General features: G+C 41.8%; 25 protein-coding genes. 8 read left to right on the plus strand and 17 right to left on the minus strand.

The genetic code is table 11. The features are described from left to right. Nucleotides 1-6 precede the first annotated feature (6 nt). On the minus strand, nt 7-2,022 hold the full coding sequence (gene ftsH / locus ACO06Y_RS11235; protein WP_422083926.1) for an ATP-dependent zinc metalloprotease FtsH: 2,016 nt from the start codon (nt 2,020-2,022) through the stop codon (nt 7-9). A gap of 38 nt (nt 2,023-2,060) precedes the next feature. After that, nucleotides 2,061-2,447: a ribosome silencing factor gene (rsfS, locus tag ACO06Y_RS11240; RefSeq protein ID WP_422083927.1), complete on the minus strand. Its 387-nt coding sequence runs from the start codon at nt 2,445-2,447 to the stop codon at nt 2,061-2,063. Nucleotides 2,448-2,541: 94 nt separating this feature from the next. On the opposite strand from rsfS, the gene ACO06Y_RS11245 reads away from it, so the two are divergent. Then, nucleotides 2,542-3,273 (plus strand): biotin--[acetyl-CoA-carboxylase] ligase, encoded by a 732-nt coding sequence (locus tag ACO06Y_RS11245; protein ID WP_422083928.1) that lies wholly within the window; start codon nt 2,542-2,544, stop codon nt 3,271-3,273. Here ACO06Y_RS11245 and ACO06Y_RS11250 read toward each other — a convergent pair. After that, entirely contained in the window at nt 3,265-3,663 is a 399-nt protein-coding gene (locus tag ACO06Y_RS11250; RefSeq protein WP_422083929.1) for an SRPBCC family protein, read from the minus strand. The two genes, ACO06Y_RS11245 and ACO06Y_RS11250, sit on opposite strands and share 9 nt — an antisense overlap. A 3-nt stretch (nt 3,664-3,666) precedes the next feature. Beyond that, on the minus strand, nt 3,667-4,308 hold the full coding sequence (gene pyrE, locus ACO06Y_RS11255; protein ID WP_422083930.1) for an orotate phosphoribosyltransferase: 642 nt from the start codon (nt 4,306-4,308) through the stop codon (nt 3,667-3,669). Between the two features lie 7 nt (nt 4,309-4,315). Here pyrE and ACO06Y_RS11260 point away from each other — a divergent pair, with 7 nt between their 5' ends. Beyond that, nucleotides 4,316-4,903 carry an NUDIX hydrolase gene (locus tag ACO06Y_RS11260; protein WP_422083931.1) on the plus strand — a complete coding sequence of 196 codons (588 nt, stop codon included), beginning with the start codon at nt 4,316-4,318 and terminating at the stop codon, nt 4,901-4,903. Between the two features lie 10 nt (nt 4,904-4,913). Here ACO06Y_RS11260 and ACO06Y_RS11265 read toward each other — a convergent pair whose 3' ends face one another. From ACO06Y_RS11265 to ACO06Y_RS11285, 5 genes are all read right to left on the minus strand, one after another. After that, on the minus strand, nt 4,914-6,662 hold the full coding sequence (locus ACO06Y_RS11265; RefSeq protein ID WP_422083932.1) for a M14 family metallopeptidase: 1,749 nt from the start codon (nt 6,660-6,662) through the stop codon (nt 4,914-4,916). Nucleotides 6,663-6,717: 55 nt separating this feature from the next. Next, nucleotides 6,718-7,122: a response regulator gene (locus ACO06Y_RS11270; protein WP_422083933.1), complete on the minus strand. Its 405-nt coding sequence runs from the start codon at nt 7,120-7,122 to the stop codon at nt 6,718-6,720. Then, nucleotides 7,109-8,998: a PAS domain-containing protein gene (locus ACO06Y_RS11275; protein ID WP_422083934.1), complete on the minus strand. Its 1,890-nt coding sequence runs from the start codon at nt 8,996-8,998 to the stop codon at nt 7,109-7,111. Before ACO06Y_RS11275 ends, ACO06Y_RS11270 begins: the two co-directional genes overlap by 14 nt. Nucleotides 8,999-9,182: 184 nt before the next feature. After that, nucleotides 9,183-9,638, minus strand: a complete 456-nt coding sequence (gene coaD, locus ACO06Y_RS11280) for a pantetheine-phosphate adenylyltransferase (RefSeq protein ID WP_422083935.1) — start codon at nt 9,636-9,638, stop codon at nt 9,183-9,185. Nucleotides 9,639-9,647: 9 nt separating this feature from the next. Further along, nucleotides 9,648-10,631, minus strand: a complete 984-nt coding sequence (locus ACO06Y_RS11285) for a D-alanine--D-alanine ligase (RefSeq protein ID WP_422083936.1) — start codon at nt 10,629-10,631, stop codon at nt 9,648-9,650. Nucleotides 10,632-10,816: 185 nt separating this feature from the next. On the opposite strand from ACO06Y_RS11285, the gene ACO06Y_RS11290 reads away from it, so the two are divergent. The 4 genes from ACO06Y_RS11290 to ACO06Y_RS11305 all read left to right on the plus strand — a co-directional run bounded on the left by ACO06Y_RS11290 (nt 10,817) and on the right by ACO06Y_RS11305 (nt 13,784). Beyond that, entirely contained in the window at nt 10,817-11,404 is a 588-nt protein-coding gene (locus tag ACO06Y_RS11290; RefSeq protein WP_422083937.1) for a PASTA domain-containing protein, read from the plus strand. Between the two features lie 5 nt (nt 11,405-11,409). Next, the gene (locus tag ACO06Y_RS11295; RefSeq protein ID WP_422083938.1) at nt 11,410-12,444 is read left to right on the plus strand and encodes an RluA family pseudouridine synthase; all 1,035 of its coding nucleotides are present in this window, start codon (nt 11,410-11,412) and stop codon (nt 12,442-12,444) included. 160 nt (nt 12,445-12,604) lie between these two features. Beyond that, on the plus strand, nt 12,605-13,366 hold the full coding sequence (gene yaaA, locus ACO06Y_RS11300) for a peroxide stress protein YaaA (protein WP_422083939.1): 762 nt from the start codon (nt 12,605-12,607) through the stop codon (nt 13,364-13,366). A 55-nt stretch (nt 13,367-13,421) separates the two neighbouring features. Next, entirely contained in the window at nt 13,422-13,784 is a 363-nt protein-coding gene (locus tag ACO06Y_RS11305) for a hypothetical protein (RefSeq protein WP_422083940.1), read from the plus strand. Nucleotide 13,785: 1 nt separating this feature from the next. On the opposite strand, the gene ACO06Y_RS11310 is transcribed toward ACO06Y_RS11305, so the two are convergent. Next, nucleotides 13,786-13,914, minus strand: a complete 129-nt coding sequence (locus tag ACO06Y_RS11310; RefSeq protein ID WP_422083941.1) for a 30S ribosomal protein THX — start codon at nt 13,912-13,914, stop codon at nt 13,786-13,788. A 99-nt stretch (nt 13,915-14,013) separates the two neighbouring features. Between ACO06Y_RS11310 and ACO06Y_RS11315 the strand changes: the two genes are divergently transcribed. Together ACO06Y_RS11315 and ACO06Y_RS11320 are read left to right on the plus strand one after the other, a co-directional pair. Continuing rightward, nucleotides 14,014-14,673 carry a uracil-DNA glycosylase family protein gene (locus ACO06Y_RS11315; protein ID WP_422083942.1) on the plus strand — a complete coding sequence of 220 codons (660 nt, stop codon included), beginning with the start codon at nt 14,014-14,016 and terminating at the stop codon, nt 14,671-14,673. A gap of 164 nt (nt 14,674-14,837) precedes the next feature. Then, nucleotides 14,838-17,384, plus strand: coding sequence for a phosphoenolpyruvate carboxylase (locus ACO06Y_RS11320; protein WP_422083943.1), 2,547 nt, complete (start codon nt 14,838-14,840; stop codon nt 17,382-17,384). 88 nt (nt 17,385-17,472) lie between these two features. On the opposite strand, the gene ACO06Y_RS11325 is transcribed toward ACO06Y_RS11320, so the two are convergent. The 7 genes from ACO06Y_RS11325 to trpB form a co-directional block, all read right to left on the minus strand. Further along, on the minus strand, nt 17,473-18,909 hold the full coding sequence (locus ACO06Y_RS11325; RefSeq protein ID WP_422083944.1) for a hypothetical protein: 1,437 nt from the start codon (nt 18,907-18,909) through the stop codon (nt 17,473-17,475). A 218-nt stretch (nt 18,910-19,127) separates the two neighbouring features. Next, complete coding sequence (locus ACO06Y_RS11330) at nt 19,128-20,231, minus strand: adenylate/guanylate cyclase domain-containing protein (protein ID WP_422083945.1); 1,104 nt, start codon at nt 20,229-20,231, stop codon at nt 19,128-19,130. 99 nt (nt 20,232-20,330) lie between these two features. Further along, nucleotides 20,331-21,827, minus strand: a complete 1,497-nt coding sequence (locus ACO06Y_RS11335) for a M20/M25/M40 family metallo-hydrolase (RefSeq protein WP_422083946.1) — start codon at nt 21,825-21,827, stop codon at nt 20,331-20,333. Between the two features lie 63 nt (nt 21,828-21,890). Continuing rightward, complete coding sequence (locus ACO06Y_RS11340; RefSeq protein WP_422083947.1) at nt 21,891-22,109, minus strand: hypothetical protein; 219 nt, start codon at nt 22,107-22,109, stop codon at nt 21,891-21,893. Beyond that, on the minus strand, nt 22,103-22,867 hold the full coding sequence (gene trpA / locus ACO06Y_RS11345) for a tryptophan synthase subunit alpha (RefSeq protein ID WP_422083948.1): 765 nt from the start codon (nt 22,865-22,867) through the stop codon (nt 22,103-22,105). Before trpA ends, ACO06Y_RS11340 begins: the two co-directional genes overlap by 7 nt. Before the next feature lie 45 nt (nt 22,868-22,912). Continuing rightward, the gene (locus ACO06Y_RS11350) at nt 22,913-23,215 is read right to left on the minus strand and encodes a GIY-YIG nuclease family protein (RefSeq protein ID WP_422083949.1); all 303 of its coding nucleotides are present in this window, start codon (nt 23,213-23,215) and stop codon (nt 22,913-22,915) included. Nucleotides 23,216-23,262: 47 nt separating this feature from the next. Beyond that, nucleotides 23,263-24,495: a tryptophan synthase subunit beta gene (trpB, locus tag ACO06Y_RS11355; RefSeq protein WP_422084170.1), complete on the minus strand. Its 1,233-nt coding sequence runs from the start codon at nt 24,493-24,495 to the stop codon at nt 23,263-23,265. Nucleotides 24,496-24,514: the final 19 nt, after the last annotated feature.

A 24,514-nucleotide genomic window follows, 5' to 3' on the forward strand; every position in this document is an offset into this window, starting at 1 on the left:
AGTTTATTATTTATTTTCCTTTTTTTCTTCTTCCTCTTTTTCTTCTACGGCGATCTCCTCTGTCTTTTTCTCCCCATTCAGTTTTTCCTGCCCTTTTTGGTCGAATTCCTTTTCAAAAGGCCTTTTTCCAAATATTTTTTCAAGGTCTTCCTTGAAGATGACCTCCTTCTCCAATAGTCGCTCCGCAAGGGTAATCAGCTTGTCCTTGTTACTTTCCAGTACTTCCACTGCCCTTTGGTACTGTTCCTCTATGATTTTTGAGATTTCCGTATCAATGCGTTGGGCAGTTTCTTCACTATAAGGCTTCGTAAAGCCATATTCGCTTTGCCCCGAGGAATCGTAATAGGTAAGGTTTCCGATTTCCTCATTAAGTCCATAAATGGTTACCATGGCCCGGGCCTGTTTGGTGACTTTTTCCAAGTCGCTCAAGGCCCCTGTCGAGATTTTGTCGAAAATCACTTTTTCCGCTGCGCGCCCTCCCAAAGTCGCACACATCTCATCCTTCATTTGTTCGGGACGTACAATAAGACGTTCTTCCGGCAAATACCATGCGGCACCCAATGATTGTCCCCTGGGAACAATGGTTACTTTTACCAAGGGAGCGGCATGTTCCAGCATCCAGCTCACGGTAGCGTGGCCCGCTTCATGATAGGCAATGGTCTTCTTCTCGCCTGCAGTAATAATCTTGTTCTTTTTTTCCAGACCACCTACAATACGATCCACGGCATCCAAAAAATCTTGCTTGGTCACTGCCTTTTTCTCTTTACGTGCCGCAATAAGTGCAGCTTCGTTACATACATTGGCAATATCGGCACCCGAAAAACCGGGGGTCTGTCTTGCCAAAAAGTCCAGATCCAAAGTCTCTGCGGTCTTAATAGGCCTCAAATGCACCTCAAAGATTTCTTTACGTTCCCTAATATCCGGTAGATCTACATATATCTGTCTATCAAACCTACCGGCCCGCATCAAGGCTTTATCCAGTACATCCGCACGGTTGGTCGCTGCAAGAACAATAACATTGGTGTTAGTGCCGAAACCATCCATTTCGGTAAGCAATTGGTTCAGCGTATTTTCACGTTCGTCGTTTGAGCCCGTGAAATTGTTCTTTCCCCTCGCTCTACCAATGGCATCAATTTCGTCAATAAAGATTATGGCAGGGGATTTATCCTTGGCTTGTTTAAAAAGGTCGCGTACCCTTGAAGCACCGACTCCAACAAACATTTCAACAAAATCAGAACCGGAAAGTGAGAAGAATGGTACTTTGGCCTCCCCGGCAACCGCTTTGGCCAATAGAGTTTTTCCCGTTCCCGGAGGGCCTACGAGAAGGGCTCCTTTGGGAATCTTACCTCCCAAAGAGGTATACTTATCAGGATTCTTTAGGAACTCAACGATTTCCTCAACCTCTTCCTTGGCTCCTTCCAATCCGGCCACGTCCCTAAACGATGTGCGGGTGTCCGTCTTTTCATCAAAAAGCTTGGCCTTGGATTTACCGATATTGAAGATTTGACCTCCGGCACCACCGCCACCGCCACCGGACATTCTACGCATTAAATAAATCCAGATGCCGATGATCAAAACAAAAGGAAGAATCCCCAACAAAAAATCGCCAAGGTAGTTGGACTCCGTATCATAGTCCACTATGGTATCCAGGTTGTTCTCTGTTTTTAAGTTCTTTATCTCGTTCTCAAAATTTTGAAGATCTCCGTAATCCAGAACATATTGAGGTGAAGCCGAGGGGCTTAGTGCAAAAGGCTGATCCTTAACATCTTTATGGACATCTTTCTGGAGCGCTTCGTCCGTTAAGAAGACTTTGGCCTGCCTGGTATTGGTAATGATCAGAATTTTTTCGATATCCCCATTTCTGAGATATTCCTGTAATTCCGATGTAGTGGTTTTCTTGGTACTTGAGAGATTTCCACTTCCAAAGAACTGGAACCCTATTAATAAAATTGCGATCAATCCATAAATCCACCAGGAACTGAACCTGGGTTTTTTAGGATTTGTATTGCTTTCTTTTGCCATTATCTTGTTTTTTGCCCTTTTTTGGTAATCCCAAGGGATTATTTCAGGGCTTGATTTATGCTACTTTCAATTTCGGTGAACTTGGCATCACCCCAAAGACCTTCTATATCATAGAATTCCCGCACATGTTTTTGGAAGACATGGACTACTACATTAACGTAATCCATTAGAACCCACTCGGCATTATCTTCGCCTTCTACGTGCCAAGGCTTGTCTTTTATTGCTTTGCTAACTGTTTTTTGGATAGATCCAGTTATGGCATTAACGTGGGTGTTGGAAGTACCACTGCAAATTATAAAGTAGTCACAAACAGTATTTTCAATTTCCCTTAAGTCAAGTAAGCTAACATCGTTTCCCTTTACTTCATCTATTCCCTGTAAAATTAGTGCGATTAACTCGTCTGCGCTAGCTTTCCCTTTCTGCATTCAAAAATTTTAGTTTAAGCAAAGTTATTATTTTTTTGTTCTTTTACCTCTAGTTTTTAACAATTGATTAAAGATAGAATCCAAAGGTTGCTTCATGCCAATAATCAAACTTGATGCCACAGACTCTACCAATGCCTACTTAAAAGGACTTATAGCTTCCAATGCCTCTCCGGACTTTACGGTAGTCGTTGCCAAGAACCAGTTGAAGGGTAGGGGGCAAATGGGTACACAGTGGGTGTCGGAAGAGGGTAAGAACCTAACATTTAGCGTTTTAAAAGAGAATAACGGTCTTTCTTCGGATAACCCTTTTTTGCTGAATATCATGGTGTCACTTGCCATTTTCAATTGTTTAGGCAACCTTCAGGTTCCTGATTTAAAGGTTAAATGGCCTAACGACATTCTGTCAGGTACATCCAAAATTTGTGGCATTCTTATAGAGAATATCATATCGGGCAATACGGTAAGGGCCTCTGTTATTGGTATAGGGCTAAATACCAACCAGACGATTTTCCATAATGTTCCCAAAGCTTCCTCCTTGAAATTGTTGCTGGGCAAAACATTTGATTTGGATGAGCTTCTAAGTGACCTTTTGAATAGTTTGAAGTCCATTTTTCAAGATGTGAAAAAAAAAGGAAGTGAAAAATTATGGGAAGCCTATGAGGAGATTTTGTTTCGAAAGGATAAGCCATCGACCTTTGAAGATTCCAATGGGGAAAAATTCATGGGATTTATCCGTGGTGTCTCCACCGAAGGTAAATTGATTATTGCCCTTGAAGATAATGTAAAAAAAGAATTTGGGTTTAAGGAAGTAACACTCCTATACTAGGGTCTCACCAAGGTTTTCCAGCAAGGTGTCCATAAAATTGGTAATGGGCTTCTTGATCATCATGGCCATCATGGCGTTAAATTCCCCTTGAAAACTTAATGCCACCTGGGTCTCATTGTCGGTTATGGACAAGATATCGGCCGTGAGGGTAAAAGGTAGTCTATCACTCGCGGCACCCAGAATAATTTTGTTATGTGGAAATTGTTCCTTGCGCTGGAGCACAATTTCGGGCATGCCTTTTAAGGCGAACAAAAATCGATCTTCATTGATGAGTTCGAATTTGTCAATGCTATCGGGCATTAATTTCTCGAAATTCTTAAGTTCGATAAGAAAATCGAAGACCTGCTCCTGGCTTTGTGAAATGCTTTTTTTAGGTGTTTCTATGTACATGCTTTACGGGTTCCATGTGGAAGGACTTTTTCGCCATTCCATCAAGGTGTTCAATTGTTCCTCTTTAATATATCCGGTTTCCGATGCCTCTTGGATAAGATGGTCATAATCCCCCAACGTATGCAATTCAATATCCCTGGTCTCAAAATTTTCCTTGGCGACCTCAAAACCGTAGTTAAAAATGGCCAACATTCCCTTTACGTTTGCACCTTCATTAGTAAGCGCTTCCACCGCGTTTAAACTACTTTTTCCCGTGCTGATCAAATCTTCGACTACCACCAAATTCTGGTGGGCTTCCAATTTACCTTCGATTTGGTTCTTTCTTCCGTGGGATTTCGGCTCTGGCCTCACATAAATGAAGGGGAGGCCCAAATAATCGGCTACCAACATCCCAATTCCGATCGCTCCGGTAGCGACCCCGGCAATTAAGTCGGGTTTACCGTAAAGGGACTCCAATTGTTTGGCCATTTCCTCCCTGATATAATTTCGTATAATGGGGTAGGAAAGTATAATTCTATTGTCACAATAAATCGGGGATTTCCATCCGGAGGCCCATGTAAAAGGATTTTCCGGTCTCAACTTTATTGCATTAATTTGTAGCAGAAGCTCTGCTGTTTTTTTGGCGGTGTTTTTGTCCAAAATCATGGAGCAAATGTATAAAGTTTTCGTCAAAGAGGCACCTCTTATTTTAACCAACAAACTTTCCGAAATAGCCAATAGTAAATATTACCCCCTAAATGCGGAGGCTATACAGGAAGCTATTGATGCATTGGCGAAGAAAAGACTGCAAGAGGCCTACATCTATCATCCCAATCACGAGGAAATCCTAAAGAAGTTCTGTAAACAGATTCAACTGGAAATTGCAGCCGGAGGTGTCGTGACCAACAAGGAAGGAAAGGTACTTTTTATCTATAGAAACGATAAGTGGGATTTGCCCAAGGGAAAGTTGGAAAAGAGCGAAAGTTTGGAGGAATGTGCATTACGAGAGGTAGAGGAGGAAACCGGGGTGAAAGGGTTAAAGATCGAAAACAAACTACAGATTACCTACCATGTTTTTAAAAGGAATGGAAAATACAGATTAAAGGAAGTACATTGGTACGCAATGCGCACCAACTATGAGGGCAAACTGAAGGGCCAAAAGAACGAAGGTATAGAAAAGGTGAAATGGAAGGGCCCCAAAAAAATCCAAAAGGCCTTGCAGAACTCCTACACCAATATAAAAATACTTTTTGGGGAATAGATTAAGGAGCTCATTTGCCAGAAGCTATACGGTAAACGGGATATTGCATGTGGGAAGACTCATAAAATTCCGATTTTTGATATAACCAATCCAATTGGGCATACCAGTTTTCCGCAAATTCCAAATCATCTTTTTTCCTGATATTGAAATCCTCCCTGAGCTGATCGTCATTTTCCAACATTTCGGCGGCAACATCCTCAAAAATATAGGGGGAAAAGCCTTCTTTTCGCTGCAGTATGGAGTCAAAGAAATTCCAGTTGAAAAAGGAATCCACCGCACAAGGTTCCAAGGTTTCCAAAAGATAACGGATACCTTCTTGATCCGTAGGAATAATAAGATCTCCCTCTGAAAATAAGAGATTCACCGTATCCTTGGAGATTTTTGTATCGTAGTGTAGGTAATGTCCCTCATACGGCGAATCCAAAGTTTTATATCCTTTTATCCTATAGGATTCGACCGTTAAAGTGGAATCTTTTTGCAGGGTTTCGTAGTTTATTTTGTTCAAATCCAGAAGTTCTATTACGGAGGACCATCCTTTTTTTAGGATATAGGCTTCCGGGATTTTTACTGAATCAACGGGTTTATAATGGTTTTTATATTCCATTTTTTTGGTAAAAGGTCTTTCCCGATCGTAGGAAAGTCTATCAAAGCCCGTAACCTCACTGACAATGGTATCGGCCTTATATCCCTTGAAGTCCCGTATTGTGGTCTTGGTGGTGTCCAACGTCCATTTTATCGGATAGTAATTCCAGTTTCGATGCCTTGTACGGGCTTTTTCGCCAAGTTTCCCTATTCGTTGACTATCGTTGTCGGTAATTTTTAACATCACCTTTAAAAATTCATAAGTACCGGCTACACGTTGGGCGTAGGGTTTAAGCATATGAGTTTCTATCATAAGGCCAAGGGTATTCCAAAGTGTGGTATATCCTGTGGAATACCGGGGATGGTCCATAAATTGGGAAAAGCCTTCTTCAGGGGCCTGGTTATAGATATTTACATAAGGTGTTATGTCCCAATTTTCCAGTTTCAGGGACTTTTCCAAGGTGGGTAACATTTCCTGATCAAGATAGGCACCTAACTCCCCACCTAGTTTATTATGTTGTGTAAACAGATGGGTAAGTGTATACTGGTAATCCGCACCGTTGCTTACATGGGTGTCTATAAAAACATTAGGTCTTACCAAATGAAAAATTTCGGTAAACGTCCTTGAATTCTTTGTATCCCCTTTTATAAAATCCCTATTCAGGTCATAATTTAAGGTATTACCTCTAAAACCATAGGATTTGGGCCCATTTTGATTTGCCCGGGTAATGCCGTTCCTATTTAATGCCCCACCTATATTATAAACTGGAATGGTGACCAATATGGTTTCGGTTGGTGGATCTATCTTGCCGATGGCCAAGTCTCGATACAAGAGCATAGTAGCATCGATACCATCGCTTTCTCCGGGATGTATGCCATTGTTTATGAGAAGTATGGTCTTTTGATCGGCTATTTTTTGAAAATTAAAGGTCGCCTCGGGATTATAGGTGACCATATGTAAGGGATATCCACTATCGGTCTGTCCTATGGTCTGAATGTTGATTTCGGGGAATCGCTTGGCCAATTGAATGTAAAAATCCACAATCTGCAAATAGGTTGCCGTTTCTTCTCCATTGGAAAGCTCAAATTGGGTCGGGAACCTAGGTGTTTCATCCTCTTTTTTGGTCTCACAGGCCATAAGGGCCAAAACCGACAACAATACACCAAGAAGTCTCATAGGAAGCAAACTGAAAGTCCATAGCAAAATTAATGAAAAAGTAACTTTTCTATAATTAGGCCGCCTTGGTAATCTCTATTAAATGATTTCTTTTCAGGGGTTTGTTGTTAAAGGTAATGATATGGTCCGTCTTGGATTTGTACAGATTCCAATTGTTTACATCAAAAGGATCGATGGACGAAGTCACAATATTTATCCGCACCTTTTTTTTCAAAGGAAGTGAGATGAACTCTTCCAAAAATTGCCATCCGTCCATTATAGGCATATTGATATCCAAAAAAATTATCTCGGGAACCTGACCTTCGCTGTTAAGGGATTTTTTAATATCGTCCAAGGCCAATTTTCCATTGCCATGGGCGGAGATATTTTCACAGATTTCGATAGAATCCAACATTTTTCGTATACCGAATACAGTAATGGGATCATCGTCCACAATATAAATAGAGTTAATCTTTTTCATTAAAATAAATGTTAAACGTGGTTCCTTTACCCACTTCACTACAAGCCATTACCTTTCCGTTCATCGCCTCTATTTGGTTTTTGGTAATATAGAGCCCTATACCCCTGGAATCCTTCTTGTCGTGAAAGGTCTTATACATCCCAAACAACTTATCCCCATACTTTTTAAGATCTATACCCATTCCATTATCGGCAATACTCAATATGGTATAACCATTGTTGCTGGTAGCACTTAAATTGATTATAGGGTCTCTTTCGGGATCCTTATATTTTACACCATTGGTGATGAAGTTCATCAAAATGCTCTCGATGTATGCAGGAACCACTTTTATATAGACGTCATCGGAAATGGAATTTACAATTTTTGCATTGTTGTTCAATAGGAACGCCGCAAGATTCTGTTGAACGGTTTTTATTTTTTCATTAAGATTTATGGGTTTCTTCTCCAAGTCTGTATTGGTACTTATGGCGACTACCTCATTCAGGTTTTCCAAGGTTTCCAGAAGATTGTCGGAAGCGTCTATCAACATTCCGATGATGTTCTGTTTTTCCTCTTCGTTTTTTTCATGGATCAAAAAGTCCAATAGCATGGAGAAATTAGCGGTGTGAGATCTTAGATTATGCGATACGATATGAGCAAAATTGACAAGTTTTTTGTTTTGTAAAGAGGTTACATTAATTAAGTCCCTGAGTTCCTCCTCCTTTTGTTTAAGGTTGGTAATATCCATACTTATGCCGACCAATCCATAGGCCGTACCATCATCTCCGATCAAAGGTATCTTGGAAGTCAAAAAGGTTATTGCATCCCCGTTCTTTTTTATACTTCCCCTTTCCTCGCCCAAAATAGGCGTCATGGAGTTCATGACATGTAGATCATCTTCCCTGGTGATATTTGCGGTTTCCTCATCGTAAAAATCGTAATCGGTCTTCCCCAAAACCTCTTCGGGATCCTTTACGCCCAAATAATCGCATTCCGCTTTGTTTACGAGCACTTTTCGTGATTCCTTGTCCTTGATAAAAACATTCAAGGGTAAATGATCGATTAAAGTCTTGAGTAGATGCTCATTTTCCTTGGTCTTTGTTTGGGACAGAACCTGATCGTTTACATCTTGGAAAGTACCGATCAACCCAATTAACTTCTCATTTTTGTATATGGGCTTTCCGGCTGCTATCACCCATTTTTCATTGCCCTTGGCCGTTATTATCTGTAGTTTTTCGTTCCATGGGGTACCATTTTCCATGGCCTTGTTCACCGCCATGGAAATTGTGTTCCTACTATAACCCTGCTTATAAAAATCAATTCCTTTTTCGATAGTAGGCTTATAATTCATGGGAACTTCGTGGATGGTCTTGGTCATATCGGACCAAGTAATCTCATCGTTAAGTATATCATATTCCCAACTACCAATTTTGGCGATCTCGGATTTTTCACGTAAGAGAACTTCAAGTTTTTCCAGTTTTAGTTCATTCTGGATCCGTGTCGTAACATCGTCCGTTTGAATTATGACCCCTATGATGTTTTCGTTTTCGTCGTACCAGGGAATATTGGACCACTCAAACCATTTTTCCCGGTTTTCGTTATCCATATACCGCTCTATACCTACATTGGATGGCTTACCTTTTAAACAGTTGTTCAAAACGGTTTTCCAGTCCTTGCTTATTTCACTAAAAAGCTCGGAAATATTTTTTCCGAGGACAGTATCATTGCTAAAATCAAAATAGTCTACCCAAGAATCCGAAGCATGCACTACCCGGAGCCTTTTGTCCAGAAAAACGGTGGCTTTTGGTAGCTGTTTAATCAAGTAATTACTCGATAATGTTTGGGATCCCCTCAACATATAGTTGTAATTTCTTACTAAAGTAGAATGATTTTCCATTTTTGCTAAAGGTTTGTTGTGAACACGCCCAAACTCGTTGTGATCCTATATCTGGATAGTGTGAGATTTCGAATATATTTAGAAATAAGGAATTTTCTTACCGATATCGGAAACATATAGTTATTATAGGGCGCCTATTCCAAAAATAAGGAATATATGTACCAATACAAGAGTAAGAAGTATACTACGTTATCCTGACGGAATCAGGTACCAAACCTGTGTAATCCCCGCCATTTCTAATAACGTCTCGGACAATGGAAGAACTTATGTAAGACTTTCCGGAAGAGGTCAATAGAAAAACGGTCTCTATTTCGGATAGTTTGCGATTGGTATGTGCAATGGCCTTTTCAAATTCAAAATCCGCAGGATTACGAAGGCCTCTTAGAATAAAATCTGCCTGTACCTTTTTACAGAACTCCACGGTAAGCCCTTCATAGGTAAGCACTTTGATTTTCGCTTCTTTTTCAAAGGCTTTTTTAATGAACCGCATCCGCTGATCCAAAGTGAACATATATTGCTTTTCCGCATTGATTCCGATGGCAATGATAATTTCATCAAAAAGGGTTATGCCCCTTTGTATGATATCATAGTGGCCTAAGGTAAGCGGATCAAAAGACCCCGGAAATATGGCGCGTCTCATAGCTTAAAGTTAGGTATTTTCCCGTAAAGCCTCGGTAATGGCACTTTCAAAAAGGGCCGAAAGGGATATCCCGGCTACCCGTGCCTGTTCGGGAAGAATACTTTCCTTGGTAAGCCCTGGTGTGGTGTTCATTTCCAGCATATAGGGCTCGTCGCCCATAAAAATAAACTCACTTCTAGAAAACCCTTTCATCTTAATGACCTCATAGGCACGCTTGGCCAATTCAGTAACCCTTTTTTCTTGATCATCGGATATTCGGGCAGGTGTAATTTCCTGGGACTTTCCTTCATACTTGGCCTCATAATCAAAAAAGTCATTTTCCGTGGTTATCTCGGTAATGGGCAATACCTTGGTCTTTCCATTAAAGGTAATTACTCCTACGGAGACTTCCGTTCCATCCAAGAATGCCTCAATAAGGATTTCATCATCCTCCTGATATGCCTTATCAATGGCCTGCCTTAGATCTTCTTTCCTGTAGACCTTGGACATGCCAAAGCTACTTCCCGCACGGTTCGCCTTTACGAAGCAAGGTAGCGACACTTGTTCAATAATGGCATCCTCATCTATGGTATCTCCAAGATTCAAGTAAAAGGAAGCCGCCGATTTTATGCCGTAGGGCGTCAAAACGCTAAGAAGATCACGCTTATTAAAGGTCAGCGCCGATTGGTAGTGATTACAGGAAGTATGGGGAATGCCCAACAACTCAAAGTAGGCCTGCATCAGGCCATCTTCACCTGGTGTACCGTGAATTGCGTTAAAAACACAGTCAAAATGAATAGTATCATTGTCAACAGTAACCGAAAAATCATGACGATTTATAGGAATCTCGTTTTCCGAACCGTCAACATAGACCCACTTTTCCTTAAAAATATGGATTCGGTAGGCATCAAATTTAGTCTTGTCCAAATATTCGTAAACCACATTTCCACTTTTTAGGGAAATCCGATACTCACTGGAATACCCGCCCATAATTATGGCGATGCTTTTTTTCATATGTACAGTGCAATTGGAAGTTCGTGAGGCCAAGCCATCCAAAGCCCAAAATAAGTAAAAAACAATTCCATGGCATAACCACGGATTAATTTTTTATGGGGCAAAGATGGGATACATCAACTTTTAAAGGGTTAAAACCATTTGTTTTGGCTCATTTCCTATCTTTGTCCGACGATTATTCGACCATGAGAAGTTTTTTCAATTTTCTAAGGAGCAAAACCTTTTTGGTACAGATCGGCTTATCCCTGATAGTTTTGATAGGTCTTATATTTTTATGCCTTCGTTGGTTGAACAGTACCACAAACCATGGGGAATTTGTTATTGTACCCGATTTTTCCAAAATGTCGGTCATGGAAATGCGAGATGCGGTGGAGGAGGCCGGATTGCGATATGAAGTATTGGATTCCGCTAACTACGATCCCACATATCCTAGATTCTCCATCACGGAACAAGACCCATCCGCCGGTAGCAAGGTAAAGGAAAACCGGAAGATTTATTTTACCGTAAACCCTTCCGGATACAAAAAGGTTACCGTACCCAATATTATCCAAGTGACCCAAAGGAACGCCTCTTCCATGTTGCGGGCCGTAGGTCTGGATGTGCAACGGGTGACCTACATTGATCAGTTGGGAAAGGACATGGTATACTATATTAAGCACAAGGGGAAGGACATAAAGCCGGGCGATAAATTGCCAAAAACTTCTAAAATAGAGCTGGTCTGTGGAAATGGGACTATTCCGGATAGTGCACGGATCCAGGCAGAGTCCAACTAAAGACTATGGAAGAACAAGGTACTCGTGAACTTGATGGGGACGAGCTGTTTGAGCATTACAGATTTGTGGCCTCAAAAGGGCAGGAACCCTTACGGGTGGACAAATTTTTGATGAACTTCATAGAAAATGCCACACGAAACAAAATTCAACAAGCGGCCAAAACAGGAAATATTTGGGTAAACGATTCCATTGTCAAACAGAATTACAAGGTAAAGGCCGGTGATGAGGTAAAAGTACTTTTTGAGCATCCCCCGCATGAGTTCCTATTGGTTCCGGAAGATATTCCGCTAAACATCGTATATGAGGACGAGACTTTACTGATTGTCAATAAACCTCCCGGAATGGTGGTCCATCCGGGTCACGGCAATTATTCGGGCACGTTGATCAATGGGCTTATTCATCACTTTGATAATCTCCCGATTAATAGCAATGAACGTCCAGGATTGGTGCATCGTATAGATAAGGATACCTCTGGACTTTTGGTGGTAGCCAAGACAGAAGCGGCCATGACCCATCTGGCCAAACAGTTTTTCGACAAGACTTCTGAACGTGAGTATATAGCCTTGGTCTGGGGCAATGTAGAAAATGATACGGGAAAAATAGAGGGCCATATTGGGCGAAATCCCAAAAACCGATTACAAATGCAGGTATTTCCGGAAGGGGATGAAGGCAAGGAAGCCATTACGCACTATAAGGTACTGGAACGTTTGGGATATGTTACCATGGTTTCCTGTAAATTGGAGACAGGTCGAACCCACCAGATTAGGGTCCATATGAAACACGTAGGCCACACACTGTTCAACGATGCCCGATATGGTGGAGATCGAATTCTAAAGGGAACGGTCTTCACAAAATATAGACAGTTTGTGGAAAATTGTTTCAAGGTCTTACCTCGCCAGGCCCTACATGCCAAGACATTGGGTTTTGTACATCCCAAAACCGGAAAACAAATGCAGTTCGATTCCGAGATTCCGGACGATATGGTGCAATGTATCGAAAAGTGGCGGGGGTATTCCAAGCAAAGTAGGGGTAAATCATAGGATTTATAGGAAGACTTGCACGGAAAAAATAGTTTCAAAACAATTTTCCGGGCTTTACGGTATTATTTTTTCAAATACAGCTATCGAAAACTCTTTCCATATATGAAGCAATTATCCCAAAAATCATTGCTATTTTTAGTCTGTCTAAACCTAGAAACAGATGAAAATCGTAATTTCCCCTGCCAAGTCGCTCAACTTTGAAAGTGAACTACCGAGCTCACAGTATTCAGAGCCCCAGTTTTTGGAACAATCCAAAAAACTCAACAAGGTTTTGCTCAAGAAAAGACCCAAGGCATTATCCAAATTAATGAATATTTCGGATAATTTGGCCCAGTTGAATTGGGAACGGAATCAAAATTTCACCATACCCTTTACACCAGAGAATGCACGCCCGGCCATGTATGCCTTTAATGGAGATGTATATCAGGGGTTGGATGCCTATACCATTCCCGAGGAGAAATTACAAAAGCTACAGGATACGCTTCGCATCCTTTCAGGCCTATATGGCATTCTTAGACCTTTGGATCTTGTGCAACCCTACCGTTTGGAAATGGGAACCCAGCTTAGAGTGAACCGAAAAAAGAATTTATACGAATTCTGGAAAAAGGAATTGACCGCACACCTGAATTCCGAAATGGAAAATGACGAACTCTTTCTAAACCTGGCCAGCAATGAATATTTTGGAGCCATTGACGAGAAGGCCTTAAAAGTTTCTGTCGTTACTCCCATTTTTAAGGATTGGAAGAACGATAAGCTTAAGGTAATTAGCTTTTTCGCAAAAAAGGCCCGGGGTTCCATGGTCCGCTATATCTTGGATACGGATGCAAAAACGTTGGACGACGTTAAGGGATTCGATTATGATGATTATCTGTATAGCAAGGAACATACCTTAAGGGAAAATCAGCCAGTTTTCATCCGATAGAATATTTTTCCAAAGCAACCGTTTTATCCTTATAACATCTTTTTATAAAATGGGGATGAGACAATTTTTTATTTTGGCTTTAGCGGTTTTGGTTGTGGGCTGCACGGATAGGGACGATGACGTTGACGCCGTGAACATCCGCATAAAAAATACCAGTAATATAGCCTTCGATGAGGTCCAGGTTGCTGATGCGGAGGAAGTTCATAAAAATGTATCGTCAGGCGACTATTCCGGATATTTTGAGTACGAAACGGCCTATCAATATGCATTTATTCAAATCAGGTCGGGAGAGGAAACGTTTACCTTGCAACCCATTGATTTTGTAGGGGAGACTCCCTTGCCCATAGGATTCTATACCTATGAACTTGATATTACCGAGGAAGGCAATGTAAACCTAAACTTTCGAATAGATTATTAGGTTATTTCTTTTTTGAAACGCTTATTTTTTCCTCAACAGTTGCCCTTTTTTTGATTTTTCTGGGCCTCCTGGCACCGAATGATCGGTTGGCTATTTTTCCTCTTCTGGTTTTGATATCCCCTTTCCCCATAAGTTTTGTTTTAAAGAAATAAGTCTTAATTTACGAAATTGCTATTATAAATGCAATCCTTTGTAAAAGGACAAAACATCTTGGTTTAAGATATCCTACATGTTTTTACATACCCACCCCTATCAACCATTCCTTTTTCCGGAAGCCACCAAGCTTATTGTGGGAACATTGCCACCTCCCAGATTTACCATGCGGGATTTAAAGAAAGGAGATGTGGATTTTTGTTACGGCAGTAGGGATGGACAGCTTTGGCCTATTCTAGATCGTATTTTTAAGCTCGACCTAAAATTTGAGACTTCCGAAGAAGCCGTAAGACAGCGTATGGATTTTTTGAGGGATAAAAAAATCGGTATTTGTGATATCGTTGAAAGTGCGGAAAGAGAAAAAATAGACGCTTCCGATTTAGGGATGAGCAACATAAAGCTTCGGAACCTAGTAGGCCATTTAAAGGAATTGCCCAAGGTGGATATGCTTTTATTCACCGGTGGTAATAGTAAAAATGGACCAGAATACTTTTTTAGAAGACACTTAAAAACGTTCAATTTGGAATTGAACTTGGTTTCCGCCGAAATTCCCAGAATCCATTCCTTTACACTGCCCCATACACAAAGAACCATAAAAACAGTTTCGCTAACGGCACCTTCCGGAGCGGCAAACCGAGCTGTAGGAAGCTTAGAGGCCTATAAGAAAAAGAAAAGGGAAAATCCCGATTTCAACACCTTGGATTTTAGAATATTGCAGTACAAGGCATTTTTTTAGGTCGATGTCTTTGGTATTGAATAAGTTGCCTTGTTCATTTTATGGTATCCATGTCCAATTTTGTTATTTTGATAGGAAATCTACGGGGAATTGCCCAATAATGTTGATATTTACCATCTTGGTCTTATAAGCAAATCACCTAAAGTTCAATAGTTATCCATTTTATGCAACGATCTGAAAAATTAGAGGAGTTCAAGAAATCGGTCACTAATCGATTCAACGTTTACAACAGCCTGTTCCTTAATCTTCCCTATCGAAATATTGAAAATGTGGGTATGTTGATTCCATTGCTCTTTGAACAATGCGAAAAGGGATTGAAATCCGGCAAAAAACCACAGGAAATATTGGATGCCTTCTTTCAGAACTACGCCAATGTTGAGTCCGAAAAGCATAGGATAGACTTCATGTTCCGTATCATCCAGTACGTAGAAAGGCAAGTGGTGCTTTATGACAGTGTTGAGGATGCGGCCTTTCCCAAGTTGCACCAGCATACGACTTCCCTGTCCATAAAGGATTATTTTCAACTAGTGAACGAAAACAAAAGCTGGGACAAGATCGCCAAGAAATTGTCCACATTTAGTGCCCGCATAGTGCTTACCGCACACCCTACCCAATTCTATACCCCGGCCGTTCTGGATATTATGGAGGACTTACGCTCCCTAATTCTTGAGGATAGTATCAATGACATCGATTTAACGCTGCAGCAATTGGGACTTACTTCCTTGATCAATGCGCAAAAGCCTACCCCTTTGGATGAGGCCAAGAACATTATTTACATTCTTAGAAATGTATATTATGATGCCATGGGCGAGCTTTTTGCCTACATCAAGAACAACATCAAGGATGATGACTTTGACAATTACAATATCATGAAATTGGGCTTTTGGCCAGGTGGAGATCGGGATGGCAATCCGTTTGTTACCGCCGATATGACCAAAGCCGTAGCGGATGAACTCCGCATTACATTGATGAAGTGCTATTATAATGATTTGAAGCGATTGCGCAAGAAGCTGACCTTTAAACGTGTACGACAACCTTTGAACAGCCTTCGCGACAATCTTTACATTGCCATGTTCGATTCCCAAAAACCCATGGACTATGATGATATCATTGGGCCATTGGGTGATATCCGTGATATATTGGTAAATGACTACCATTCCCTGTATGTAAAGGAACTCGATCATTTTATAGACAAAGTGAGAATTTTTAAGACCCACTTTGCTACGCTGGACATTCGCCAAGATCATAGCAAGCATAAACTGGTGGTGGAAAGCGTTCTCAAGCAAAAAGGAGTGATCAAGGAGGAATTGAACGAGCTTACGGATACCCAAATGACCCGTGTCCTCTTAAAAGAAAAATGGACATTGGATCCGGCAGACTTTGAAGATGCGATTGTTAAGGATACCATCCAAAATATCGCACAATTGGCGGACATCCAGAAAAAGAATGGAGAGGAAGGTTGCAACCGTTATATCATAAGTAACTCCGAGGACATTTTTTCCGTACTTTTTGTATATGGGTTGTTCAGATGGTGTGGCTGGGAGGCAGACAAGATCAGTTTTGATATTGTCCCGCTTTTTGAGACCATGAAAGGGATGGAGAACTCGGAGGGTGTAATGCAATCACTTTTTGACTTGCCAGAGTATAAAGCACATTTGGAACGCAGGAACGGGACCCATACCATGATGCTGGGCTTTTCCGATGGCACCAAGGACGGAGGATACTTAAAGGCCAACTGGTCCATTTTAAAGACCAAGGAAACCTTGTCCAAGGTGTGCAAGAAAAATGGAATACGGGCCATTTTCTTTGATGGACGTGGTGGGCCGCCGGCCAGGGGAGGGGGCAAGACGCATCGGTTCTATGCGGCACAGACCAAGGATGTGGCCAATCATGAGATACAACTTACCATACAGGGTCAGACCATAACCAGTACGTATGGAAACAAGGAACAGTTTATGCACAATTCCGAACAGCTGCTTACTGCGGGATTATCCAATAATCTATTTGGAAAAGAGCATGTTATTTCAAGAGCATCGAGAAAATTGATAGAGGAATTATCGGAATTAAGTTTTGCCAAATACGATGCCCTAAAGAACCATGAGATGTTCATCCCATATTTGGAAAACCGAAGTACCTTAAAATACTATACCAAGGCCAATATAGGGAGTAGACCGGGAAAAAGGGGAAATAAGAAAAAACTGGAACTTACCGACCTTAGGGCCATATCCTTTGTGGGTTCCTGGAGCCAATTGAAACAGAACGTGCCGGGTTATTTTGGTTTGGGCACAGCAATAAAGACACTCAAGGATAATGGTAGAATAGGTGAGGTTAAGAAGCTCTATAAAGAAGTACCCTTTTTTAAAGCATTGATGCTCAATAGTATGATGTCCCTGTCCAAATGCTATTTTGAGCTTACCAGCTATATGAAGGAAGACAAGGCCTATAGTGATTTTTGGAATATTCTTCATGAGGAGTACAAGCTCTCCAAGGAGATGTTGCTGCTCATTTCAGGCTATACCATTTTAATGCAGGATGAGGAACTGTCCAGGGAATCGGTCAAGATTCGGGAGAACATTGTACTGCCCTTATTGGTCATTCAACAATATGCGCTTCAAAAAATTGGACAGAATGCCGACCATAGGGATTTGTACGAAAAAATCGTGACCCGATCACTGTATGGAAACATTAATGCGAGCAGAAACTCGGCATAACCCCTTTTTCTATTCCATAAGAAAATGGAAAGCCCCGCAAATGATTAGCATTTGCCGGGCTTTCTTAGCATATTGTTTTATTTGTTTTTTAATGGGGCAATTCCCTGGTTACCTTAATATAATTTGATAAATCAAAACATCCTTCCAAATCGTTGGCATTCATGCCCATTTCGGCTCCTTTTAGGCCATCTTCATAACGCAAGTACCAGATTAGGCATACACCAACGCCTGCATCATCAAAATTAACACCCTCAACGGCTTCAAGGGTCGGCGGAAGACCTAAAATCTTTCCTGAATCGTCCGTAATCACCCAAGTACTATTGGTTCCGGAAGCTTCGGAGGCATCCAAAGTAATCCCGCTTACCATATCCGGGGTACCATCAACCTTAAAGGTAAAGGGGCCACCGTATAGGGTTCCAGCTTTTGTTTTTCTACGATTGACGGTCAAAGGATTGGAGAGATCAAAATTTCCTTTTAAATTATTGGCGTTCATGCCCACTTCGGCTCCTTCCAAATCACCTTCATAACGTAAGTACCAAATAAGGCAAACACCTGGGCCGGCGCCATCGAAATCCACACCTTTAACAGCATCCAGAGTTGGTGGCAGTCCTAAAATGTTTCCTTCATCGTCGGTAATGACCCAAGAGCTCTCGCTTCCATAGGCTTCTGAGCTATCGAGTGTAATTCCATCTACAAAATCAGGGGTTCCGTCAATACAAAAATCATATGGACCACCTGCAATTTCACCGGCATTGGCTCCCATTAGCCGTGTTACCTGTACTGAATTGGAAAGGCTAAAACATCCTTCCAAATCATTGGCATTCATACCCATTTCGGCACCTACAAGACCATCTTCATAGCGAAGATACCAGATAAAGCAGACTCCTGGTCCGGCCCCATCAAAATCCACACCCTTAACGGCCTCCAAGGTAGGCGGTAGACCAAGGATACTCCCTTCGTCATCCGTGATGACCCAGGTACTATTGGTGCCGGCTACATCCGTATCGTCTAGGGACAGTTCCGTCACAAAGTCCGGTGTACCGTCAACCGTAAATTCATAGGGTCCTCCTGAAAGGGTTCCCGCATTGGGTTGACTACGGGTTACTTCTATGGAATTGGAAAGGTCAAAGGTTCCCTCCAGGTCATCCACATTCATGCCCATTTCCGCACCTACAAGGCCATCTTCGTAACGTAGGTACCAGATAAAACAAATCCCTGGTCCTGCTCCGTCAAAATCAACGCCGCCTACATCGTCCAGCGTAGATGGAAGACCAAGTATGTTTCCATCCTCATCGGTAATGACCCAGGTGCTATTGGCACCAACAGCATCCGTATTGTCTATGGAGACATCGCTTACAAAATCCGAAGTGCCGTCAACACAAAAGTAAAAAGGCCCCCCGGAGATAGTACCCGCTACCGGTACCACCTCTACCTCCTCCTCTGGAGCAACGGCCTCGTTGTCATCTTCACAACTTGCTGCCAACAGCAGAAGTGCTAAAATTGGTAATACATAGATCTTTTTCATTTTCTCTGTTTTTAAGTTTGCCTAAAAATCCAATTATGGCGTAACAGGAAGCTCACAAAGGCATCAATTTTCCGTGATACTTTGCGGATATTTTTGTTAGAAGTGGATAAGGTGTTTCCCTATTTGGAGGTAACCGAAGCTCCGGACAAGGGCCAGATGGAATAACATCCAAGGATATTTTACGATAAACATCCCATTAAACCAGGGACATTTGGGATTTAAGGTGTTGCCGTATGCCTAAATAGGGTACTTAGGTCAATTGTTTTCTCTTTCCCTTTCAATTTGTTCTCGCCTAACGATTTGATCTTAAATTCCTTTCCAAGATCCAGATGGGTCAATAGATGGTCCGAAACAATGATATCAACACGATGTTCATTGCATAGGGACTGAATTCTGGCCGTCGTATTCATAACATCTCCCGTAAATATTATTTCTTTTTTAAGCGCCCCGATTTCACCTGTAGTTACTTTTCCAAAATGAAAACCGGCCTTAAAATCCGGGGAAACACCGAAATACTTTTGGTACCGCTCCGATTTTTTCTCGAGATCCCTTTTCATATTGAAAAAGCATTGGATACAATTGTTATTTTGTATTCCTTTTTCAAATTTCCAGGACACCACGATCTCATCACCTACATATTGATATACCTCCCCATAACTATTGATAATGGCGTTTGAAAGATCAAAGTAATATGTCCTTAGCAACTTAAAGTATTTTACATGGCCCAACGTTTCCGCAATTGCTGTGGACGATTTCATGTCGGCGAACATAAATATTCTTTCCTCTTCCTTGGGCGTATGGTATTTTCCCGTAAAGAAATTGATCAAGACCCCATGACCAATATTATCGCTTATTTCACCGTACATAAGCGATACGCCTAGGGAGACCATCATTTGTAATAACGTACTTAAATACTCGGCACTGGTAAGGAAATCAAGATATTTTTTCCATACCTGGTTATCCAATACATGGGTTTCAAGTTCAATAGCGGCTGCGATTGGAAACATTATCAGGATTATGATGAACGAGAATACCAAGTAAATGAGGAATTTGTAGAAGATTTTTTTAGAAAAACTCTTTTTTGCAAATAGCTTATTTAAAAACAAGAGTTCAATGGCTCCTACCAGAAGCCCCACCCCGGTTACGGCCAGGCACGCGAAAACAAGAATTTCGAAATCTACCCGAATGGCGCTGGAAGAAGATGTACCCGAACTATCGATTATGACCTGTTCAACAGTTAGGAAAACCAATCCCAAAACCAACCAAATAAGTCCAAAGGGGATAATGCGCGCAATGTTTCTTTTAGTTTTGGGCGATAACACTTTTGTAATATGAATTAACTCGATTTTGTTTTAAAACGATAGGGTTCGAAACTATCCTTCACCAAAATCATTTGCAGTTAAATTGGCCTCGAATCTTGGTCAATTGGGTGATGTGCGCAATATTTGATAAAAGGCCTTGATGCCGTATGCCAGTTGACCGATTTTCAAGTTCTCGTTGGGACTGTGTTGATTGTTATCGGGGTTCACCATGGGAACAACAAAGGCCGGGATCTGCAATTCATTGATAAAAGGGGCGATCGGAACGGTACCGCCCATAATCCGAATTTGGACAACTTCTTCTCCAAAGGCATTTTTTAATGTATTGACCAAAAAAGTCCCATACGGATTATCCAGGTCCGTGCGGAAAGCATCCATTACCGACCCCTCCTGGATGGTCATTATTTTATCGTATTCCAGGCGCTGCTTTTTGGTGGGAACGGTATCGGTGATGAAGAATCCTTGTTTTTCTATGTGTCCTTTTACCAAACCTTTTAAGCGATTACCATCGGTCTCTGGAACGAGCCGCAGATCCAATTCTGCCGTAGCGGTAGCGGGTACGATGGTTCGTGCATTATCCCCGATCCATCCTGATCCCAGGCCCCTTATGTTCAAGGAAGGGTATTGTAGGGATTCTTGATAAAAACTTCCAACCTTCTCGGGTCTTTTAATGGCGAGATTGGAATTTATGGTTTCCGCGGTGTCGGGAACACTTTTCAGGATTTCCAAGGTAGGGTCGTCCAAGGAAATACCATCATAATAGCCATCTATGGTGACCTTGCCATTTTCATCCTTCATACCGGCCAGCACTTCTGCCAATAGGAACCCAGGGTTTGGGGCATAGTTACCATAATGTCCACTGTGTTGTGGTTTTATCGGCCCATAGGTAGTCAAGGTCATTGTGGTGATTCCACGACAACCGTATACCAAGGTAGGCTTTTGCGAAACATGTACCGGTCCATCGGCGATGACCAAAAAATCCGCTTCCAAGAGTTCCCTGTATTCCTTTACGGCCTTGGGTAAGGGTTTGCTGCTTTTTTCCTCCTCACTATCCAAAATAACCTTGATGTTAAAAGGGATTTCCACATTGTTTTTTTGTAACAGATCAATGGCGCTCAATAGCATAACAATAGGCCCCTTATCGTCCGAAGTAGACCTTCCGAACAATCGCCAATCATAATTGAGGTCTTCATTGAGGTCTTCAAACGATTCGGTTTTCCACCCATCTCCACTTTCGGATTTCACAACGACTTTGTAGGGATCGGGTTGATCCCATTGGGTCGGGTCCACGGACTGCCCATCAAAATGCATATAAAGCAAAATGGTCGGTTTTTCATCTTCCATGGGAAGAGCGGCAAAGAACAGGGACTCACCTTCGGTGGGAAGAATGGAGGAGTTAAAGCCCCTTGCATTGAATTTTTTGGTCAACCACGTAAGATTCCGGTTGATATCCGCATGATCCAGTGCATCATTGGGGATAGCCACAAATTCCCGAAGCTCATCGATACTTTGACCGACCTGTGATTTGAGTTGTAAGGTATCCTGGGAAAAAATGGAAATGGTAGACAAAAAGGTAAAAAACAGTGTTGTTTTTTTCATGGAACACATATGTGAATTGGAATTTTAAAAGTAGAAAATTCGTTGGCAAATCTAGAACTTTCTTCAATTTTTGAACTTCAAAATAATCCATCTCAATAAGAGTACAAATGGAAAACCATGGAATAGCACATCAAACCAGTCCATAACTCCCATTCCGATACCCCCACCAGCCAACCATTTGATTTTTCCCAAAATGTGGGGTTCGGGAAAATAAGGTGCCAATCCCAAAGTAAGGCATAGGAGCAGAACAACCTTCCAATTGTTGACCAAATCCTTTAACACCGAATCGATTTAACAAAATCAGCAATGGAATCAACCCCGTTTTGGGTCAGATGTTTTATGAATGCAGAACCAATGATGGCACCTTTTGCTTTTTCCGTAGCCTGTGCAAAAGTCTCCGAATTACTAATACCAAAGCCAACGATCTGTGGATTTTTAAGGTGTAAAGAGGCAATCCGCTCAAAATAGTTTTGTTGTTCCGTCCCGAATCCCTGTTTGGCGCCCGTTGTGCTTGCAGAACTGACCATATAAATGAATCCTTCGGAGGCATTGTCAATTTGATGGATACGTTCATCACTGGTTTGGGGGGTAATCAAAAAGGTATTGAGAAGCCCGTACTTTTTAAAAAGGCTTTCATACTCCTCTTGGTACACATCAAAGGGAAGATCGGGAAGAATGAGTCCATCTATACCTATTTCCCGGCATTTTTTACAAAAGGCCTCCACCCCATATTGCAGAACGGGATTAAAATACCCCATGATGATCAAAGGAATGGAGATGGTTTTGCGAATATCCTTCAACTGCTCAAAAAGAATTTCAGTAGTCATTCCATTTTTGAGTGCGGCTGTAGAACTCTCCTGGATGGTAGGCCCATCTGCCAAAGGATCGCTGAAGGGCAAACCGATTTCGATCATATCCACTCCATTTTTCTCCAATTCGCCAATAATTTTCACGGTGTCGTCCAAATTGGGATAACCTGCAGTAAAATAGAGAGATAGCAGTTTTCCGTCTTCCTTTAATTTTTGGTTGATTCTGTTCATTAAAACATCATTTTTGGTCATTCCTGCGGAAGCAGGAATCAATTGCTAATTATACCAATCATAGGCCAAATCTTTCCATTCCGGATTGTCTTCAACGATTAGTTTTATTTTCCATTCTCTCTTCCATTTTTTCAAACGCTTTTCTCTTAGGATGGCATCGTTTACATACGTATATGATTCAAAATAGACCAATTTATCCAGGCCATATCTTTTAGTAAACCCTTCCGTCATTTTGTTTTTATGCTCTAAAACCCTTCTTTCTAGGTTATTTGTCATTCCTATGTAGAGCGTACCATTTTTCTTGTTACTAAGGATGTAAACATAATATTGGTGATGAAAATGGTACATAATCGACCTCAAGTGGATTCCTGCCTTCGCAGGAATGACATATAACACTATAATCTGAAATAATCGATATAAGTCTGTAAATCCTTGTCACCTCGGCCCGATAAATTGATTACAACAATATCATCCTGCTTAAACTCCCTATGGTCAAATATGGCAAAGGCATGGGAGGTCTCAATGGCGGGAATTATACCTTCCAATTGCGCCACTTCCAGGCCTGCCGTCATGGCTTCGTCATCCGTAATGGAAATAAATTCCCCACGACCCGATCGGAATAAATGGGCATGCATTGGGCCGACCCCGGGATAGTCCAAACCGGCCGAAATGGAATAAGGTTCCGTAATCTGTCCGTCCTGGGTCTGCATCAACAAGGTTTTGCTTCCATGGATGATACCCATTTTGCCCAGGGCTGAGGTAGCGGCACTTTCACCAGAATCGATTCCCTTACCCGCAGCTTCCACGGCGATGATACCTACACCCCCATCATCCAGATAATGATAATAGGCCCCGGCCGCATTGCTTCCGCCGCCCACACAGGCCACGATATAGTCCGGATTTTCACGACCTTCCTTTTCCCTTAACTGCCATTTGATTTCCTCCGAGATAACGGATTGGAACCGAGCCACCATGTCCGGGTAGGGGTGTGGTCCAACAACGGAACCGATGATATAATGCGTATCCACGGGATTATTTATCCAATCCCGTATGGCCTCATTGGTAGCATCCTTCAACGTTCTACTTCCAGAAAGAGCGGGCCGTACCTTTGCTCCCAACATTTTCATCCGAGCTACATTCGGGGCTTGGCGGGCAATATCGATTTCCCCCATGTAAACCACACATTCAATCCCCATAAGGGCGCATACCGTTGCCGTGGCCACCCCATGTTGCCCTGCTCCAGTTTCGGCAATGATTCTGTTTTTACCTAGTTTTTTTGCCATCAAAATCTGACCGATAGTATTGTTGACCTTATGTGCACCGGTATGGCAGAGATCTTCCCGTTTCAGATAGATCTTGGCACCGTATTTTTTGGATAAACGGTCAGCAAAATAGAGTGGGGTAGGTCTACCCACATAGTCTTTCAACAACTGGTCAAATTCCTTCTTAAAGGAAGGTTCTTCCATGATTCGGATATAATTCTGGCGCAATTCCTCGGTATTGGGATAGAGCATCTCAGGGATGAAAGCCCCTCCGAATTCCCCATAATATCCTTTTTCATTGGCATGATAAGGACTATTGGCGGATCTTTTCCCCAAAGGGGAAGTCACGTTTATTTCGTTTTTCATCAATGTATCTTTAAACTTT

The sequence above is a fragment of the Ulvibacterium sp. genome (assembly GCF_965228935.1).
Taxonomy (GTDB): domain Bacteria; phylum Bacteroidota; class Bacteroidia; order Flavobacteriales; family Flavobacteriaceae; genus Ulvibacterium.

Coding starts and splice junctions, on each gene's coding strand:
- ACO06Y_RS11295 (WP_422083938.1), top strand. CDS start 11,410: ATGGAAGAACAAGGTACTCGTGAACTTGATGGGGACGAGCTGTTTGAG.
- ACO06Y_RS11325 (WP_422083944.1), bottom strand. CDS start 18,909: ATGAAAAAGATCTATGTATTACCAATTTTAGCACTTCTGCTGTTGGCA.
- ACO06Y_RS11320 (WP_422083943.1), top strand. CDS start 14,838: ATGCAACGATCTGAAAAATTAGAGGAGTTCAAGAAATCGGTCACTAAT.
- ACO06Y_RS11260 (WP_422083931.1), top strand. CDS start 4,316: ATGTATAAAGTTTTCGTCAAAGAGGCACCTCTTATTTTAACCAACAAA.
- ACO06Y_RS11250 (WP_422083929.1), bottom strand. CDS start 3,663: ATGTACATAGAAACACCTAAAAAAAGCATTTCACAAAGCCAGGAGCAG.
- ACO06Y_RS11275 (WP_422083934.1), bottom strand. CDS start 8,998: ATGGAAAATCATTCTACTTTAGTAAGAAATTACAACTATATGTTGAGG.
- ACO06Y_RS11305 (WP_422083940.1), top strand. CDS start 13,422: ATGAGACAATTTTTTATTTTGGCTTTAGCGGTTTTGGTTGTGGGCTGC.
- pyrE (WP_422083930.1), bottom strand. CDS start 4,308: ATGATTTTGGACAAAAACACCGCCAAAAAAACAGCAGAGCTTCTGCTA.
- coaD (WP_422083935.1), bottom strand. CDS start 9,638: ATGAGACGCGCCATATTTCCGGGGTCTTTTGATCCGCTTACCTTAGGC.
- trpA (WP_422083948.1), bottom strand. CDS start 22,867: ATGAACAGAATCAACCAAAAATTAAAGGAAGACGGAAAACTGCTATCT.
- ACO06Y_RS11350 (WP_422083949.1), bottom strand. CDS start 23,215: ATGTACCATTTTCATCACCAATATTATGTTTACATCCTTAGTAACAAG.
- ACO06Y_RS11335 (WP_422083946.1), bottom strand. CDS start 21,827: ATGAAAAAAACAACACTGTTTTTTACCTTTTTGTCTACCATTTCCATT.
- ACO06Y_RS11315 (WP_422083942.1), top strand. CDS start 14,014: ATGTTTTTACATACCCACCCCTATCAACCATTCCTTTTTCCGGAAGCC.
- trpB (WP_422084170.1), bottom strand. CDS start 24,495: ATGAAAAACGAAATAAACGTGACTTCCCCTTTGGGGAAAAGATCCGCC.
- ftsH (WP_422083926.1), bottom strand. CDS start 2,022: ATGGCAAAAGAAAGCAATACAAATCCTAAAAAACCCAGGTTCAGTTCC.
- ACO06Y_RS11285 (WP_422083936.1), bottom strand. CDS start 10,631: ATGAAAAAAAGCATCGCCATAATTATGGGCGGGTATTCCAGTGAGTAT.
- ACO06Y_RS11245 (WP_422083928.1), top strand. CDS start 2,542: ATGCCAATAATCAAACTTGATGCCACAGACTCTACCAATGCCTACTTA.
- rsfS (WP_422083927.1), bottom strand. CDS start 2,447: ATGCAGAAAGGGAAAGCTAGCGCAGACGAGTTAATCGCACTAATTTTA.
- ACO06Y_RS11310 (WP_422083941.1), bottom strand. CDS start 13,914: ATGGGGAAAGGGGATATCAAAACCAGAAGAGGAAAAATAGCCAACCGA.
- ACO06Y_RS11265 (WP_422083932.1), bottom strand. CDS start 6,662: ATGAGACTTCTTGGTGTATTGTTGTCGGTTTTGGCCCTTATGGCCTGT.
- yaaA (WP_422083939.1), top strand. CDS start 12,605: ATGAAAATCGTAATTTCCCCTGCCAAGTCGCTCAACTTTGAAAGTGAA.
- ACO06Y_RS11270 (WP_422083933.1), bottom strand. CDS start 7,122: ATGAAAAAGATTAACTCTATTTATATTGTGGACGATGATCCCATTACT.
- ACO06Y_RS11290 (WP_422083937.1), top strand. CDS start 10,817: ATGAGAAGTTTTTTCAATTTTCTAAGGAGCAAAACCTTTTTGGTACAG.